This window comes from Streptantibioticus parmotrematis (assembly GCF_019890615.1).
Lineage (GTDB): Bacteria > Actinomycetota > Actinomycetes > Streptomycetales > Streptomycetaceae > Streptantibioticus_D > Streptantibioticus_D parmotrematis.
This window is the reverse complement of record NZ_JAINVZ010000019.1, coordinates 1-15,663: the sequence shown is the minus strand read 5'-3', so window position 1 is coordinate 15,663 and position 15,663 is coordinate 1. Positions and strand designations below refer to the sequence as shown.

Annotated in this window: 12 protein-coding genes; 6 read left to right on the top strand and 6 right to left on the bottom strand. The window is 72.5% G+C overall.

Translation table 11 applies throughout. The annotated features are described in order from the left end of the window. Positions 1 to 34 precede the first annotated feature (34 nt). The 3 genes from leuS to K7472_RS23660 form a co-directional block, all read right to left on the bottom strand. Positions 35 to 2,914 carry a leucine--tRNA ligase gene (leuS, locus tag K7472_RS23670; protein WP_222980565.1) on the bottom strand — a complete coding sequence of 960 codons (2,880 nt, stop codon included), beginning with the start codon at positions 2,912 to 2,914 and terminating at the stop codon, positions 35 to 37. A gap of 310 nt (positions 2,915 to 3,224) precedes the next feature. Further along, the gene (locus tag K7472_RS23665; RefSeq protein ID WP_222980564.1) at positions 3,225 to 5,237 is read right to left on the bottom strand and encodes a S53 family peptidase; all 2,013 of its coding nucleotides are present in this window, start codon (positions 5,235 to 5,237) and stop codon (positions 3,225 to 3,227) included. Between the two features lie 442 nt (positions 5,238 to 5,679). After that, positions 5,680 to 5,892: a hypothetical protein gene (locus K7472_RS23660; protein ID WP_222980563.1), complete on the bottom strand. Its 213-nt coding sequence runs from the start codon at positions 5,890 to 5,892 to the stop codon at positions 5,680 to 5,682. A gap of 37 nt (positions 5,893 to 5,929) precedes the next feature. Between K7472_RS23660 and K7472_RS23655 the strand changes: the two genes are divergently transcribed. The 4 genes from K7472_RS23655 (at position 5,930) to K7472_RS23640 (ending at position 9,937) form a co-directional block, all read left to right on the top strand. Further along, positions 5,930 to 7,417 carry a ferric reductase-like transmembrane domain-containing protein gene (locus K7472_RS23655; RefSeq protein ID WP_222980562.1) on the top strand — a complete coding sequence of 496 codons (1,488 nt, stop codon included), beginning with the start codon at positions 5,930 to 5,932 and terminating at the stop codon, positions 7,415 to 7,417. Continuing rightward, positions 7,414 to 8,919, top strand: coding sequence for an NADH-ubiquinone oxidoreductase-F iron-sulfur binding region domain-containing protein (locus K7472_RS23650; protein WP_308014052.1), 1,506 nt, complete (start codon positions 7,414 to 7,416; stop codon positions 8,917 to 8,919). Before K7472_RS23655 ends, K7472_RS23650 begins: the two co-directional genes overlap by 4 nt. A gap of 209 nt (positions 8,920 to 9,128) precedes the next feature. Next, positions 9,129 to 9,530 (top strand): SH3 domain-containing protein, encoded by a 402-nt coding sequence (locus K7472_RS23645; protein ID WP_222980561.1) that lies wholly within the window; start codon positions 9,129 to 9,131, stop codon positions 9,528 to 9,530. A 95-nt stretch (positions 9,531 to 9,625) separates the two neighbouring features. After that, entirely contained in the window at positions 9,626 to 9,937 is a 312-nt protein-coding gene (locus K7472_RS23640; protein ID WP_222980560.1) for a nuclear transport factor 2-like protein, read from the top strand. A gap of 85 nt (positions 9,938 to 10,022) precedes the next feature. On the opposite strand, the gene K7472_RS23635 is transcribed toward K7472_RS23640, so the two are convergent. After that, positions 10,023 to 11,111, bottom strand: coding sequence for a zinc-binding dehydrogenase (locus K7472_RS23635; protein ID WP_222980559.1), 1,089 nt, complete (start codon positions 11,109 to 11,111; stop codon positions 10,023 to 10,025). 92 nt (positions 11,112 to 11,203) lie between these two features. Between K7472_RS23635 and K7472_RS23630 the strand changes: the two genes are divergently transcribed. Next, entirely contained in the window at positions 11,204 to 12,097 is an 894-nt protein-coding gene (locus K7472_RS23630) for a LysR family transcriptional regulator (RefSeq protein ID WP_222980558.1), read from the top strand. On the opposite strand, the gene K7472_RS23625 is transcribed toward K7472_RS23630, so the two are convergent. Then, on the bottom strand, positions 12,081 to 12,842 hold the full coding sequence (locus tag K7472_RS23625; RefSeq protein ID WP_222980557.1) for an SRPBCC family protein: 762 nt from the start codon (positions 12,840 to 12,842) through the stop codon (positions 12,081 to 12,083). The two genes, K7472_RS23630 and K7472_RS23625, sit on opposite strands and share 17 nt — an antisense overlap. A gap of 164 nt (positions 12,843 to 13,006) precedes the next feature. Between K7472_RS23625 and K7472_RS23620 the strand changes: the two genes are divergently transcribed. Then, positions 13,007 to 13,672 carry a TetR/AcrR family transcriptional regulator gene (locus tag K7472_RS23620; protein ID WP_222980556.1) on the top strand — a complete coding sequence of 222 codons (666 nt, stop codon included), beginning with the start codon at positions 13,007 to 13,009 and terminating at the stop codon, positions 13,670 to 13,672. Between the two features lie 134 nt (positions 13,673 to 13,806). On the opposite strand, the gene K7472_RS23615 is transcribed toward K7472_RS23620, so the two are convergent. Next, complete coding sequence (locus K7472_RS23615; protein WP_222980555.1) at positions 13,807 to 15,474, bottom strand: beta-1,3-glucanase family protein; 1,668 nt, start codon at positions 15,472 to 15,474, stop codon at positions 13,807 to 13,809. Positions 15,475 to 15,663 lie beyond the last annotated feature (189 nt).

The window sequence follows — 15,663 nt, the reverse complement described above, 5'->3', positions numbered from 1 at the left end:
CCCAGCGACCCCCTAAGGGATCACGGAGCGATCCTCACGCCGGGACGATGTTCACCAGCTTCGGCGCCCGGACGATCACCTTGCGGATGCCCGCGCCGCCCAGTGCCGCGACGACCGCTTCGTCGGCCAGCGCCAGCGCCTCCAGCTCGGCGTCGGCGATGCCGGGCGGCACCTCCAGGCGGGCCTTGACCTTGCCCTTGACCTGCACGACGCAGGTGACCGTCTCGTCCTGGACCAGCGCCGGGTCGGCCACCGGGTAGTCCGCGTAGGTCAGCGAGCCGGTGTGGCCCAGCCGGGACCACAGCTCCTCGGCGACGTGCGGCGCCAGCGGGGCCACCAGCAGCACCATCGCCTCGGCGACCTGGCGCGGCACCCGCTCCAGCTTGGTGACGTGGTTGTTCAGCTCGGTGGCCTTGGCGATCGCGGTGTTGAAGCGCAGGTTCGCCATGTCCGTGCGGATGCCGTCGATCGCCTTGTGCAGCGCGCGCAGCGTCTCCTCGGCGGGCTCGTCGTCCACGACGGTGACCTCGCCGGTCTCCTCGTCGACGACGTTGCGCCACAGCCGTTGCAGGAAGCGGTAGGAGCCGACGACCGCGCGGGTGTCCCAGGGGCGGGAGACGTCCAGCGGGCCCATCGCCATCTCGTACAGCCGCAGTGTGTCGGCGCCGTACTCCGCGCAGATCTCGTCGGGGGTGACCGCGTTCTTCAGGGACTTGCCCATCTTGCCCAGCTCGCGCCGGACCCGCTCGCCCTCGAAGTAGTACTCCCCGTCGCGCTCGACGACCTCGGCGGCCGGCACCGGGAAGCCGCGGGCGTCACGGTAGACGTACGCCTGGATCATGCCCTGGTTGTACAGCTTGTGGAACGGCTCGTACGACGAGACGTGGCCCAGGTCGTGCAGCACCTTGTGCCAGAAGCGCGCGTACAGCAGGTGCAGCACGGCGTGCTCGGCGCCGCCGATGTACAGGTCGACACCGCCCGCCGGCTGGCCCTCGCGCGGACCCATCCAGTACGCCTCGACGGCCGGGTCGACCAATTCCTCGGTGTTGCGCGGGTCCAGGTAGCGCAGCTCGTACCAGCAGGAACCGGCCCAGTTGGGCATGGTGTTGGTCTCGCGGCGGTACCGCTTGGGGCCGTCGCCCAGGTCCAGGGTGACGTCGACCCAGTCCTCGTTGCGCGACAGCGGGGTCTCCGGCGAGGTGTCGGCGTCGTCGGGGTCGAAGGTGCGCGGGCTGTAGTCCTCGACCTCGGGCAGCTGCACCGGCAGCATCGACTCGGGCAGCGCGTGCGCCACGCCCTCCTCGTCGTAGACGACCGGGAACGGCTCGCCCCAGTAGCGCTGGCGGCTGAACAGCCAGTCGCGCAGGCGGTAGTTGACGGTGCCCTCGCCGATGCCGCGTTCGCCCAGCCACGCGGTCATGGCCACCTTGGCCTCGGGGACCGTCAGGCCGTCCAGCGAGATCGCGTCGGAGGCGGAGTCGACGATGCGCGCCTCGTACGAGTCGAAGGCGTCGGGCCACTCGGCGGTGTCCTGGCCGCGGCCGTCGGACGGCTCCACGACGCAGCGCATGGGCAGTTCGAAGGCGCGGGCGAAGGCGAAGTCGCGCGAGTCGTGCGCGGGGACGGCCATGATGGCGCCGGTGCCGTAGCCCATCAGCACGTAGTCGGCGATGAAGACCGGCACCAGCTCGCCGCTGACCGGGTTGACCGCGAACGCGCCGGTGAAGACACCGGTCTTCTCCTTGGCCTCGGCCTGCCGCTCGACGTCGGACTTGGCGGCGGCCTGCTTGCGGTAGGCGGCGACGGCCTCGGCGGGGGTGGCGTGGCCGCCGGTCCACACCGGGTGGGTGGCCTCCGGCCAGGCGTCGGGGACGATGCCGTCGACCAGGTCGTGTTCGGGGGCCAGCACCATGTAGGTGGCGCCGAACAGGGTGTCCTGGCGGGTGGTGAAGACGGTGATGGCCGCGTCGCCGTCGCCGGTGACGTGCACGGGGAAGTCGATGCGGGCGCCCTCGGAGCGGCCGATCCAGTTGCGCTGCTGCAACTTGATCGCCTCGGGCCAGTCCAGCGCGTCCAGGTCGTCCAGCAGCCGGTCCGCGTAGGCGGTGATGCGCATCATCCACTGGCGCAGCTTGGACTTGAAGACGGGGAAGTTGCCGCGCTCGGAGCGGCCGTCCGCGGTGACCTCCTCGTTGGCCAGCACGGTGCCCAGGCCGGGACACCAGTTGACCGGCGACTCGGAGGCGTAGGCCAGCCGGTACTCACCCAGGACGTCGGCGCGCTCAGGGGCGGTCAGCGCGTCCCAGGGGCGGCCGTCGGGGGTGGGCCGGGCGCCGGAGGCGAACTGCTCGACCAGCTCGGCGATCGGCCGGGCCCCGCGCGCCTCGGGGTCGTACCAGGAGTTGAAGATCTGCAGGAAGATCCACTGGGTCCACTTGTAGTACTCCGGGTCGATCGTGGCGATCGAGCGGCGCTTGTCGTGGGCCAGGCCCAGGCGGCGCAGTTGCGCGCGCATGGTGGTGATGTTGGCCTCGGTGGTGATCCGCGGGTGCGTGCCGGTCTGCACCGCGTACTGCTCGGCGGGCAGGCCGAACGCGTCGAAGCCCAGGGTGTGCAGGACGTTGTGGCCGGTCATGCGCTGGAAGCGGCCGAAGACGTCGGTGGCGATGTAGCCCAGCGGGTGACCGACGTGCAGTCCCGCGCCCGAGGGGTACGGGAACATGTCCATGATGAACTTCTTGGGGCGCGAGGTGACGTCCTCGGGGCCGCCCAGCTCGCCGCCGCCCGGGTTGGGTGCCTCGAAGGTGCCTTCCCGCTCCCAGCGGTCCTGCCAGCCGGCCTCGATGCGCGCGGCCAGCTGAGCGGTGTAGCGGTGGGGGGCGGTCGCCTCTGCGGCGGAGGTGGTCTCGCTCATGTCCCTCGAAGCTCCATCGATGTCATGACAGGCGCAGGCCGGTCGCGTCTGGTCCTACGGAAACGTCCGGAAACGAAAAATCCCCTCACGCAGGAGGGGACGCCGCGACTGACCTGGTGCTGGATACCTTGGGTCAGCGCGGCCCGGTAAGCAGAAGGCGTACGGCACGCATGGAGCACAGGGTACCCCAGCCGCGCAAGGGCCCGCACCGGAGTATCCGGTACGGGCCCCGTGCGACGTTCACCGCGTGCCGCCCGGGCGCTCGACGAGAGCCGTCACGACGTGCGGGTCACCGCTTCGCGGGTGGTGCTCAGTGCTTGCCCGGGACGTACGACTTCAGGTAGCCCGCACCCGGGGTGCCGACGCCGGTGACGTTGTCGTAGCCGACGGTCGCGTGCAGCGAGCTGTCGGTGCCGAGGGTACGCAGCGAGGTGATCAGGCCGCCGCTGGCGTCGATGCTGTTGGCGAAGTCGACGCGGACGTCGGCGATGCCCTTGCCCTGGCCCAGCGGGTGGTCGGTCACGTCGTGGAACGCGGGGGTGCCGTAGCGCTCGTAGATCGACGGGTTGGCGAAGCCGATCGGCACGCCGCCCTGGGCCTGCTGGGCCAGCGCCTGGATGGCGGCGGTCACCGGGCAGGCCAGCGAGGTGCCGCCGATGCGGTACTCGCTGTACTGGATCGACTTGTCCGGGAAGCTCTGCGACTGGCCGACCAGGAAGCCGGTGGTCGGGTCGGCGACCGCGGAGATGTCCGGGATGACGCGCATCGGCGACTTGGTGCCGTTGGCCTCGCTGAGCGAGGTCGGCACGACGCCGCGCTGGTAGAACGGCTGGCTGTAGAGGGTGCTGGTGCCGCCGCCCGCGCCGGAGCTGAAGGTGCCGGGGAAGCCGGTCCAGGTCTTGCCGTCGGCCGACAGCACCGACTTGTCGGTGCCCCAGCCGGTCTCCCACTCGTACTTGTTCCCCTTGCCGACGGCGAGCGAGGTGCCGCCGACCGCGGTGGCCCACGGGGAGTCGGAGGGGGAGCCGATGTCCTTCTTGCCGCTGGCCGCGACGTAGTCGCCGTCGTCACCGGAGGAGAAGTAGTAGCCGATGCCCTCGACCGCGCCCTGCTCGAAGACCTGGTCGTACGCGGCCGTCGAGTCGGGGGTGGCGTTGGACTCGACGTCGCTCCAGGAGTTGGAGACGACGTCGGCCAGGTGGTTGTCGACGACCTTGGACAGGGCGTCGAGCAGGTCCGGGTCGTTGCAGGAGGCCGCGCCGACGTAGGTGATGTCGGCGGCCGGGGCCACCGCGTGCACCGCCTCGACGTCGAGGGTCTCCTCGCCGTACCAGCCGGACGCGCCGCACTGGTTGGGCGCGGTGCTGTTGTAGCTGCTGGGCAGGACCTGGGTCAGCTGGCCCGGCTTGTACGCGGCGTCGCCGTTGCGCTTGGCGTACTCGGCGGCGTCCTGGGCGATGTACGGCGACGCGTACGCGTCGGTGATCGCCACCGTCACGCCCTTGCCGGTGTACTTGCCCGCGCCGTAGGCGGCACGCAGCTGCTTGCCGGTGTAGCCCTTGATCGCGTAGGGCGCCTTGGAGCCGAACGCGGACGGCAGCTTCTTGTCGGTGTTCGAGCCGTAGTACGTGGAGAACGGACCGGCGTTCTTGAACACCGCGGAGGGCGGCGGCAGCTGGTCGCCGGGAGCGGCCGCGCCCGGGGCCGAGCCGTTGGTGGCGGTGCCGACGGTGGCGTCGGTCTGGGCCTTGGCCGGGGCGTTGTTCAGACCGGTGACGGTCAGCACGGCGCCGTCCAGCGAGGCGGGCACCGTGGCCGAGGCGGACGGCGCGTGGTAGACGTGGCCGCCCACCGAGTAGTTGTGCAGCTGGACGCTGAACGCCTTCTCGACGGACGCCCGGTCGCCGGAGACCGACACGTAGTGCTGGTTGGAGCCGGTGACCTTCAGGCCCGACGACTTCAGCCAGGCGGTGACCTCGGCGATCTGCTGCTTGGTGGCGCCGAAGCGGGTCTGGGCCTGCTTGGCGGACAGGTACTTGTGGTAGCTCGCCGAGCTGGGGTCGGAGACCGCCTGCGCGTAGGCGGCGAGGCCCTTGGCGTCACCGGCCAGGTAGACGCGCAGGTCGACCTTGGTGGAGGCGGCGGCGGTGCCGTGGTCGGCGTTGGACGTGGCCCAGGACGGCTTGGTGTTGGCGATCACCTGGCGCCCGTGCGCCGTGTCGGCCTGGGCGTTGGGTATGCCCATCGCCAGTGCGCCGGCGACCAGCGGCAGGGTCGCCGCCACCGCCAGTCCGGCGCGAGTTCTAGAGCGGACAAGCTTCATGAAACCCCCAGCGAAACGGATCGTCGCGTAAATGCGTCGCGTCGCCTGGTCGAGATGCGTCGCGAACCGCGGAGCGGGTTCACCGGATACCGGTGAGGTACCTCCGCACAAAGCGAAACTCTGTCGCTGATCTGTCCACGTCAGGGACATGATCCGTTCAAGAAATGGTCAAGTGAAGGTAATGCCTGAGAAGTTGGCACAGACCTGTCCGTACTCAACGGTCCCTGGTAGGACGCTGCGGAAAGGTTCCATCACCCGGCTCGACGGACGTCAACTCCACTCCGTAGAGCAGCAATTGACATGACGTTAGCAGTGTGACGGCCCACACGAACGCAGTTGCGGCAAGCCTGGTGCCATACCTGCGGTAGCGGCTTAGCGTCAGCCATCGACTCCCCCGTATCCCCACACGGCTGCCGGAGAAAACCACTATGCGCATCAACCCTCAACACGGCGGCGGGGGCAGGCGGCGGCGCGCTTCGTCCGCATCCTCCCCCACATCCACCCCGCGGTCCGCTTTCGCGGTGTTCTCCTCGCTGTTCTCCTCGTTCGCGAAGTCCACGCGGTTCGCGAGGTCGTCCATGCCCATGAAGTCCCCGAAGTACCCGAAGTCCCCGAATTCCACGGCGTCCTCGCCCGCTTCGCGGTACTCCCCCACCGCACCCTTAAGAGCGTCGGCCCGGTACGCGCCGTCGATGGCACGGCTGCTCGGGTCGCCAGGAACGCCCGGCGCGAGCGGTCCGGCCGCCGCCTCCGCCTCCCGGACACGCGCCGGTGTACTGCTCACCGTCACCACGGCCGTCGTCGTGGTGCTCGCCCTCGTGCCGACGATGGGCCCGGGACCGCGGCGCTTCCTCGACTACGGCGCGGGCGTGTTCACCCTCGTCTCGCTGACCTCCACGGTCGTCTACGGGCTGATGTGCACCGGCACCTCGCTGCTCGGCCCACGCCACCGCATCGCGACCCAGGCACTCCACCGGGCCACCGCCGTGGCCGCGTTCGGCTTCCTGATCCTGCACGTGTCGGTGAAGGTCGGCGAGGCGCACGTCTCCCTGGTGGCGGCGCTCGTGCCGTTCAGCGGCGGGCGCGAACGGTTCCTGATCGGCCTCGGAGTGGTGGCCGGCTACCTGCTGGTGCTCTCCGTCGCCACCGGTGTGCTGCGCGGCGCGTTCGCGGGGCGCGGGCACGCCGGGCGCTGGCGGATGCTGCACGCGTGCGCCTACCCGGCGTGGTTCACCGGCCTGCTGCACGGGCTCAAGGCGGGCCGTTCCGCGGCGGGTTGGGTCAACGTCTCCTACATCCTGTGCGTCATCGGCGTGTGCGTGGCGCTGGTGGTCCGCTGGCGGATGCACGTGCGCGACGGCGGGGCGATGGACCGGCCGGCGGTCTGCCGCACCGCGGACGCGGGACGCTCGGCGGTCCCGTCCCGGCTCGGCGCACCGGGACGGGGGCTCGCGGCGGTACGCCATCGCGCGGGGGCAGGGGCACGCCGCGCGGCGGGCGGGGTGCGGCGCAGGGGGCGCGCGCACGGCGGGCGGACGGGGGGCGGTGCGGGGCTGTCCGGCGGGGCGGGGATCACGGGTGCAGGGCTCGGCGGTGCGGGGCTAAGCGGCGGCGGGCTGTCCGGCGGGGCCGGGCTCGGCGGCAGCGGGCTCGGCGGCAGCGGGCTCGGCGGCAGCGGGCTCGGCGGCAGCGCTGGGATACCCGGTGCCCGCACGCCCGTTGACGATCTGGCCGCTCCGGGCTCCGGCTACGGCGCGCACGGCCCGGAGAGCGTTCCCGGCACCGGACTGACGGAGGTCCCCGCCCCCGGCATCGGCGCCATCCCGCACCAGGCGCCCACCGCCGCCTCCGCGTACGCCGGGGATCCCCACGTCCCCGCCTCCGCGTACGTCCCGGACCCGTACGCCTCCCACCAGGCCCCGCACGGGACCCGGCACGCCTACGGCCTCGACGAGCCACAGGCGTTCGGCCACACCGCGGAACCGCAGGAGGCCCCCGACGCGCGCGCGGCCCACGCCCACGGCGACCCGTGGAGCGCCGGGCCCCGGCCGGGTGAGCCCTGGGGCGCCCCGACGGGCGGTGGTCCCCGCAGCGGCGAGCCCTGGGGCGACGCCACGCACGCCCCCTCCGCCGCCGCACCGGCGAGCGACCCCCTCCCCCACAGCGAAGGCCACCGGTGAACCTGCCCGCACGGACCTCCACCCCTCCGCCCGACGCCCCGCTCGCCGTCCACGCCCTCGGGGTGCCCCGGCTGACCGCGGGGTTCGACATCGCGTCGCGGCTCGACCTGGCCACCCACCACTGCGTGCACGGCACGTTGCCGCTGCTGTCGGCGGCCGAGGTCGAGGCGCTCGCCGAGTCGGTCGACCTGCGCGGCCGCGGCGGCGCCGCCTTCCCGTTCGCCCGCAAGCTGCGCGCGGTGGCCACCGCCGCCCGGGCGCGCTCGTGCCGCACGGCCGTCGTCATCAACGGCTGCGAGGGCGAACCCGCGTGCCGCAAGGACACCGCGCTGCTGACCCGGGCGCCGCACCTGGTGCTGGACGGCGCGCTGCTCGTCGCCGAGGCGCTCGGCGCGGACCGCCTGATCGTCGCGGTCACCCGCGATCCGCTGGAGGCGTCCGTACGGGCCGCGTTGGAGGAACGCGGCCTGGACGACCGGCGCGGCCGCAAGCTGCGGGCGCAGGTGCTGCGGATGCCGGAGCGCTTCGTCTCCGGCGAGGCCAGTTCCATCATCCGCGGCGCCAACGACGAGGTGCCGCTGCCCGCGGGCCGCCGCACGCATGCCAGCGAGTCCGGTGTCGACGGCCTGCCCACGCTGCTGTCCAACACCGAGACGTACGCCCAACTCGCCGTCGCCGCACGCCTGGGGGCCGACCGCTACGCCCACGCGGGCACGCCGGAGGAGCCGGGGACGGTGCTGCTGACGGTGACCGGTTCCGTGCCGCGTCCGATGCTGGTGGAGGTGCCCAGCGGGGTGCCGCTCAGCTACGTGCTGCACGCCTGCGGCTCGGGGATCGGGCAGGGCGTGCTGGTCGGCGGCTACCACGGCGGCTGGCTCGACCCCAGTTCGGCGTCGGTCGCCGCGGTCTCCCGGGCGGGGATGAACGCGCACGGCGCGACGCTCGGCGCGGGCGGCGTGGCGCCGCTCTCCCCCGAACTGTGCCCGCTGGGTGAGACGTTGCGGGTGGCCCAGTGGCTGGCGGCGGAGTCGGCCGCGCAGTGCGGACCGTGCCGCCTGGGCCTGCCGGGCGTCGCCGCCGCGCTGTCGGAGGTGCTCGGGGGCGGTGGCCAGGCCGCGTTGGAGGTGCTGCGCCGGGCCACCCAGACCGTCCGCAGGCGCGGCGCCTGCTCGCACCCGGACGGCACCTCCCGCTTCGTGCGCTCGGCGCTCGCCGTCTTCACCGACGACCTGGCGGCGCACGTGCTGGGCGGCGGCTGCGGGCGCCCGGTGACCGGGGTGCTGCCGCTGCCGCACGAGGAGCCGACCGAGCAGCTGATGGTCGACTGGACGCTCTGCGACGGGCACGGCCTGTGCGCGGACATCCTCCCGGAGGTGATCAGGCTCGACCCGGACGGTTACCCGGCGCTGGCCAACATGGCGCTGCCGTCCCACCTGAAGTCCCAGGCGCTGCGCGCGATCCGCCGCTGCCCGGCGCTGGCGCTGCGGCTGGAGGAGCACTGAGCGCGCTGAGCGCGTAAGGACTGAGCGCGTAAGGGGCGTGCGGCGACGCGGTGACGGGACGTGCGGCGCGCGACCCGTACGAGCGCTGGGCCATCCGGGCGAACCACCACAACCTCGGCCGAAGCACCTCGTTGAGGATGCGTTGTCCCAGGACGCCGTCTTGAGGACAACACCTCTCGTCCTGTTCCTCACCAGAGGAGGTCTTCTCGATGGCGTTCACTTCCAGCCGCCGCTTCGCGGCGGTCGCCGCGGCGACGGTGGCCCTGGCCGGTTCCCTGCTGACCGCGACCCCGGCGCTCGCCGCCCCGCCGCAGCCGTACGGCACGGTGATCAGCCCCAGCGGGGTCGTCGAGCGGGAGCTGCCCAGCACGAGCGCGGCCCGCCTCGGCGCCCTGCCCTACCGTGCCGAGGTCGGCCTGCGCTGCAAGGTCCACGGCCAGCGGGTCGACGGCAACGACCTGTGGTACCAGCTGCGCGACCGGGTCCGCGGTCACGTCGCCTGGGTCGCCGCGCGTTACGTGCGCAACACCGGCACGGTGCCGTTCTGCCCGTCCCGTCCCCGCCTGACCTGGCGGGAGATGACCTCGGTCGAGCAGGGCCCGCTGGGCTGACGGCGAGGGCCCGGGCGCACGAGCCCCACCCGGCACCCGGGCCCACCCGGCAGCCTGCTTTCCCCCACACACACCAGGCACCTCGGGAGACGTGAATGACCGACTCGCTGGATCCGGTCGTGGCGAAGTTCGTCGACGCTCTCAACTCCGGTGACCGGCAGGCGTTCTACGCCCTGCTCACCGACGACGCGACGATGAGCGACGACGGCAACGACCGCGACCTGCGGCAGTGGACCGAGAGCGAGGTCTTCGGCAGCGACGGGCGGATGGACGTCGAATCGGTGTCGGACGGCGGCCGTTCACTGGTGGCCAACTACACCAACAGCCGCTGGGGTTCGATGCGCACCGCCTGGCGCTTCACGGTCAGCGGCGACAGGATCTCCCGCTTCGAGACCGGCCAGGCCTGACCCACGCCGCCCGCCCGCTTCGGCGCCTGCCCGCGCCCGCTTCCGCGCCCCGCCGGGCCCCCTCACCCCTGTTCACCCCTGCCGCTCACCCCTGCCGCGGCACGAGCACGGTCCGGCGGAACGGGCCGGTGTCGGCGGCGGCGTGGGCCACGGCCTCGTTGACCTGATCCAGGCCGAAGGCGCGCACCCGCTCGCCGGCCAGGTCCAGTGCGCCGGATCCGATCAGGCGGACGATGCCGGGGTTCGCCGTCCGCGGATACATCCACTGGCCGCGTACGGTCACCGAGTTGCGCATGAGCCACGGGTAGGGGAACGCGAGGTCCGCCCCGCCGAGCATGCCGACGCCTCCCATCAGGATCACCCGGCCGTACTCCCGTACGGTCATGGCCGCGGTGCGGGTCACCGAGGCGGGCGCCGCGGGCGGGAGCAGGTCGATCACCATGTCGACCTGGCCCTCGGCCGCCGCGCGCATCGCCTCCTGGTCGGCCGCCTCGTCGCCGGTCAGCGGGACCGGTCGCACGCGCGCCCCGAACCGGTCGGCGAGCAGGTCGAGCACCGTACGGTCGCGCCCCGGCGCGACCACCCGTCCCGCCCCCATCGCCAGCGCCAGGGCGACCGCGCTGCTGCCCAGGTTGCCGGTGGCACCGCTGACGAGCAGCGTCTCGCCCGCCCGGAGATCGCCCGCCAGCAGCCCGCCGTACGCGATGACGTACACCCCGAGCGCGGACCAGCGCGCCGGGTCCTGTCCGGCCGACGCGGGCAGCGGGTGGACGTTCTCCGTGGGGACGCGCATCAGCTCGGCGAACGACCCGTCGTGCAGGTGCCGGGCGAGCCTCGCGCCGCCCTCGCCGCGTGAAGCCCACCCCTGCAACGCGATGTCGGGGGTCAGCGCGTCGTCGCGGGCGCGCACGGTCGGGTCGCACCACACCAGGTCGCAGGCTTTCAGCCCGGTGGCGTCGGGGCCCACCCGCACGATCCGCCCCACGCCACCGGGGCCGGGGATCACCGGGGGTTCGAGCGGGTATCTGCGTGCGCCGCCGAACACCTCGTCCGCGTACGGGGGCACGCAGGCCGCCAGGACCTCGACCACCACCTCTCCACCGCCCGCCTGGGGGTCGGGCACCTCCCGCACCGTGAGGGGCGCACCGAACCGGGTGAGGACTGCTGCTCGCATCGTCGGCCTCCTTCGCTGTCCGCTGTCGAGGCTAGGGAGGCGAAGGCCATGCGCCAAGCGAAGGTTCGGCATGTGTGCTATGCGTAGGACGCATGGACGTCTCCAGTACGGGCCTGCGGGTCCTGCGGCAGATCGCCGAGTCGGGCAGCTTCACGGCGGCCGCCGCCCGGCTCGGCTACACGCAGTCGGCGATCTCACGGCAGGCGGCGGCCCTCGAACGCAGCGCGGGCACCGCGTTGTTCGAGCGCAAGCCCGACGGGGTGCGGCTGACCGCGGCGGGCCTGAGCCTGCTGCGGCACGCCCGCACGATCCTGGACTCCCTCGCGGCGGCCGAGCGCGACCTGAACGGCTCGGCCGCGCGGGCGGAACTGGTGCGCGTCGGGCTGTTCGTGAGCGCGGGAGCGCTGCTCCTGCCGGACGCGCTCACCCGGCTCGCGCAGGACAGTCCGCAGGTGACCGTCACGACGCGGGAGGGCACCACGCCCGGCCTGATCCGGGCGCTGCGCGCGGGTTCGGTCGACGTCGCCGTCCTCACCTCCCGCCCGCCGCACCGGCCTTCGGACGGCGAATCACCCCCGCTGCGCGTCGAGACCGCCGGGGAGGTCGAGTTGCGCGTGGCGGCGTCGGCGACCGGCGTCTTCGCGGGGCGCACGTCGGCGCACGTCGACGAACTCGTCGGCCTGCCCTGGATCGCGGCTCCGTCGTCGAGCGCCGAGCCCCTGCTCGGCGTCTGGCCCGGCCTGCCGGGACGCCCCCGTGTCGCGCACACCGCTCGCGACTGGCTGACCAAACTCCGGCTGGTCGCGGGCGGTTTCGGCGTGACCACGGTCCCGTCGCGCATGGCACCGCTGCTGCCGCACGACGTGATCCTGCTGAGGGTGGAAGGGGCGCCCGACGAGGTCCGCCGCATCCTCGTGGCACGGCTGCCGGGCCGCCCGGCGCCCGGTGTCGCGGCGGTCACCAGGGCGCTCATCGCGTCGGCCTGACGACGTGGCATGCCCCTCGGGTTCGTGGCGTTCCGGCGGTGGTCAACTCCCCTACTGCTGCGGGGCGTTGACTCACCGGCGATCGGTAACGGGCCTCCGCGGCGGCCTTCAGGTCGGCCAGCCACGCGTCGAGCCCCGGGTAGAGGTATCTGCTCGCGGTGGCCGGATCGGCCTCGATCTGCCGACCGGTCCAGCTCTCCTCCGTACGCACGAGGACGCCGCCGTCGACCGCGGTGAAGTTCCATACGTGGGCGCCCCGGTCGATGCGCAGCCCCTGGCCGATCGCGGGCCCGGTCCAGCGGGTGCACCGCTCGTCGCGGATCTGCCGGACGGTGGAGGTGATGACCAGGGTGGTCGCGGGTGTCGACGGCGTGGCGGGCGCCGCGATGGTCCACCGGAACCGCGACCCCGCCCGCAGCGGCCCCGGGTCAAGCCGCTTCGCGCCGGTGACGGGCCGCTGCCACGAGGGCCAGTTCCCGATGTCGGTGTGCAGCTTCCAGACGGTGGCCAACGGCGCCTTGATGAAGGTCGCGGCCTCGTAGTGGAGTCGGGCCGTGGGGTCGATGCCCTGGCCCTGGCAGGTCAGCGAGCCGGAGGCGGCACTGACGGCGACCGCGGCGGCTCGGGCCGGGACGGTGGTGAGGCCACCGGAGACGCCGGCGACGAGGGCGAGGGCGAGCGCCGCCGTGCGGCGGCCGGAGCGGGGGCGGAGGCGGATGCGGGAGGCACGTACGGCGTCGGGCATGGCGGTTCTCCTCGTTCGCGGGGGGGGTGGGAGTGGGTCGGCGGAGCGGCGTTATCGCTAATCGCTTACGCTAGAAGCTATAACTCACATTCGTGACCGTCAACAGCGAACGTGAGAGGATCTAACGACATGGATGACCCGGGAAGCGAGCAACGGAGGCGGTCATGGCCGAGGCTGAGGCGACGACACCGCGGGCGCGTTACCGCGCGCGGGTGCGGGAGGAGATCAAGGAGCACGCCTGGGAGCAGATCGCCACCGCCGGGGCGTCGGCCCTCTCGCTCAACGCGATCGCCAAGGAGATGGGCATGAGCGGCCCGGCCCTCTACCGGTACTTCGCCAATCGCGACGAGCTGATCACCGCGCTCATCCGGGACGCCTACCGCGGTCTCGCCGACGCCTTCGCGGCACGCGCCGAGGGCGGTACCGATCCGGCCGGTCTGGCGGACACCCTGCGCGCGTGGGCGCTGGAGTCGCCTCACCGGTACCTGCTCGTGTACGGCACCCCCGTGCCCGGTTACGAGGCGCCCGCGGACACCGTGCGGATCACCTCCGAGATGATGTCGGTGCTGCTGGAGGCCTGCGCGGGCGCCGAGACGCCGGCCGATTCCGGTTCCGCCGACGTGCCGTCCTTCGACGCGTACCTGGCGGAGCACCGCTCCTGGGCGCCCTCGCCCGAGGCGCCGCCGTCGGCGCTGCGTCGCGCGCTCGTCTTCTGGACCCGGCTGCACGGCGTGCTGTCCCTCGAACTCGCGGGCCACTTCACGGGAATGGGATTCGACCCCGCGGTCCTGTACGCGGCCGAGGCGCGGGCGTTGACCGAGGGTCGTTAGCGGGCCTTCGGCACACCACCGTCAGCAGGCGTTCGCACGCCAAGGCGCCGGTGCCCCGAACGAGGCACCGGCGCCGGTCCGTTCCCCGAAGGCGGAACGAATCAGAAGGCGGAACGAACCCGTGGGTGAGCGAATCAGTGCGTGAACGCGAACCAGTTGACGTTCACGAAGTCCGAACTGCTGCCCGCGAACACCAGGTAGACGTCGTGGACTCCGGTGGCCGGGGCCACGATGTTGGCGGGCACGGTCTGCCAGGACTGCCAGCCGCCGTTGTTGGCGAAGTCGATCTCCGCGATCTTCGTGCCGGTGGTGCTGTCGAGGCGGACCTGTATCGCGCCGCTGACCCCCGAGCCCGCTCCGGAGGCGAGGCGGGCGGTGAACTGGTTCGGCGAGCTCGAACCGAAGTCCACCGACGCGTACTTGAGCCAGTCACCGGCCGATATCCAGCCGACGTCGCTGCCGCCGCCGGAGTCGGAGCAGGTCTCGGTGCCGGTGCCGCTCTGCGCGGCGTACGACTCGGCCTGGATGGTGCTGTAGGCGCTGGTCGTCTCGCCGCCCCCGCCACCGGTGGTGCCGCCCCCGGCGCCCGAGCCGAGCGCGATCGTCCAGGAGGTGGGCGCCGGGTCCTGGAGGTGACCGTCGACGGGCGCGGCACCGGTGGGGCCGACGTCGTCGTAGGGGAACGCGTAGCCGATGCTGGCGTACTGGTGGACCAGGCGCGCGTAGTGGTTGGTGGTCGCGTTCTGGTAGTACTGCGCGGGCGTGACCCCGTCGGGCTGGTTGTTGCCGCCGGAGACCAGCAGGGTGCTGCGGTTGAGCGCGGCGGCGAGGCGGGCGGCGACCGCGCCGCGGGCGTCCGGGCCGGAGTTGTACAGCGGTCCGCTGGCGCAGCCGAAGATGTCGGCGGCGCTGGGCTTGGTGAACGGCACCCCGTCGTCGTTCAGGCCGGAGAAGACGATGGCGTCGCCCTGGACGGTGCCGGAGTAGGAGCCGATGCTGCCCTGGCCGTTGACGGTCAGCGTGGTGCCCGCGTAGTGGCTCCAGACCTGGTCGAGGTAGTCGTCCCAGTAGCCGCCGAAGTCCACCGGCGAGTGGCTGGGCGCCAGGACGCGCAGCACCGCGCCGGAGGAGTCGGTGGCGACCAGCTGGTCCCAGGGGGCGCCGTCGGAGGCGTGCTGGGACTTCAGGCCGGAGGCGATGGAGGCGAGCGCGCCGTTCGGCAGCGGGCTGACCGACTGGTTGCCCGCGCTGCCGGTGCTGGCCATGGAGACCGGCAGGGTCACCATGTCGACGTAGGAGATGTTCGCGTAAAGGTTGGCGCTGTTGTACGTGAACTCGCAGAACGTCCAGTGCGTCTGCCAGTTGGGGTCGGAGCTGACGAAGCCGGGCTGCACCAGGCCGGGCGGGGAGCCGGGGTTGACGAAGAACTGGATCTTCTGGCCGACCGAGAACCAGACCCGGCCGCCGATGACGTAGTCCGTGAGCGTCACCTTGGTGGCGGCCGAGCCGGAGGCGCCGAGCGGTATGGAGTAGTCGGCGATGGGCGTCACCGTCGAGGAGGGATTCGGCAGCCGGTTGACCGTGCCGTCCGCGGAGACGAACACCGGCCAGCCGCTGCTGTCCGAGCCGCTGATGTAGGCGTAGACGGTGTCGCTGCCGGAGTTGTTCTCGAGCGACACCGGCAGCGAGACGCCCGCGGCGGTGGCGCCGCGCGTGAAGGGCGACAGCGGGGAGAAGGGCGAGAGAGCGGCAGCGGTCGCCGTGGCGCCGGCCGCCGTCAGGAAGGAACGTCGGGAAACCACGCAGTCCTCCAGAAGGGGGGATGGGAGGATCAGGACAGAACACAGTCAGGGGGGATGGGTTCTGCTGGCTTCTGTGCGGTCGCGACGTTAATTGGAGCAGACCAATCAGGGCAAGGCCTGAGTGGCGTTACGTCGGTCGGAACGCCGTCGCAACGTCAGCCGCCTGTGCGGTATTTGACGTCACCCGCG

What these genes read in the sequence shown, in the direction of transcription:
- leuS (WP_222980565.1), bottom strand. Translation starts at nt 2,914, where the DNA reads ATGAGCGAGACCACCTCCGCCGCAGAGGCGACCGCCCCCCACCGCTAC.
- K7472_RS23665 (WP_222980564.1), bottom strand. Translation starts at nt 5,237, where the DNA reads ATGAAGCTTGTCCGCTCTAGAACTCGCGCCGGACTGGCGGTGGCGGCG.
- K7472_RS23655 (WP_222980562.1), top strand. Translation starts at nt 5,930, where the DNA reads ATGGCACGGCTGCTCGGGTCGCCAGGAACGCCCGGCGCGAGCGGTCCG.
- K7472_RS23645 (WP_222980561.1), top strand. Translation starts at nt 9,129, where the DNA reads ATGGCGTTCACTTCCAGCCGCCGCTTCGCGGCGGTCGCCGCGGCGACG.
- K7472_RS23640 (WP_222980560.1), top strand. Translation starts at nt 9,626, where the DNA reads ATGACCGACTCGCTGGATCCGGTCGTGGCGAAGTTCGTCGACGCTCTC.
- K7472_RS23635 (WP_222980559.1), bottom strand. Translation starts at nt 11,111, where the DNA reads ATGCGAGCAGCAGTCCTCACCCGGTTCGGTGCGCCCCTCACGGTGCGG.
- K7472_RS23630 (WP_222980558.1), top strand. Translation starts at nt 11,204, where the DNA reads ATGGACGTCTCCAGTACGGGCCTGCGGGTCCTGCGGCAGATCGCCGAG.
- K7472_RS23625 (WP_222980557.1), bottom strand. Translation starts at nt 12,842, where the DNA reads ATGCCCGACGCCGTACGTGCCTCCCGCATCCGCCTCCGCCCCCGCTCC.
- K7472_RS23620 (WP_222980556.1), top strand. Translation starts at nt 13,007, where the DNA reads ATGGCCGAGGCTGAGGCGACGACACCGCGGGCGCGTTACCGCGCGCGG.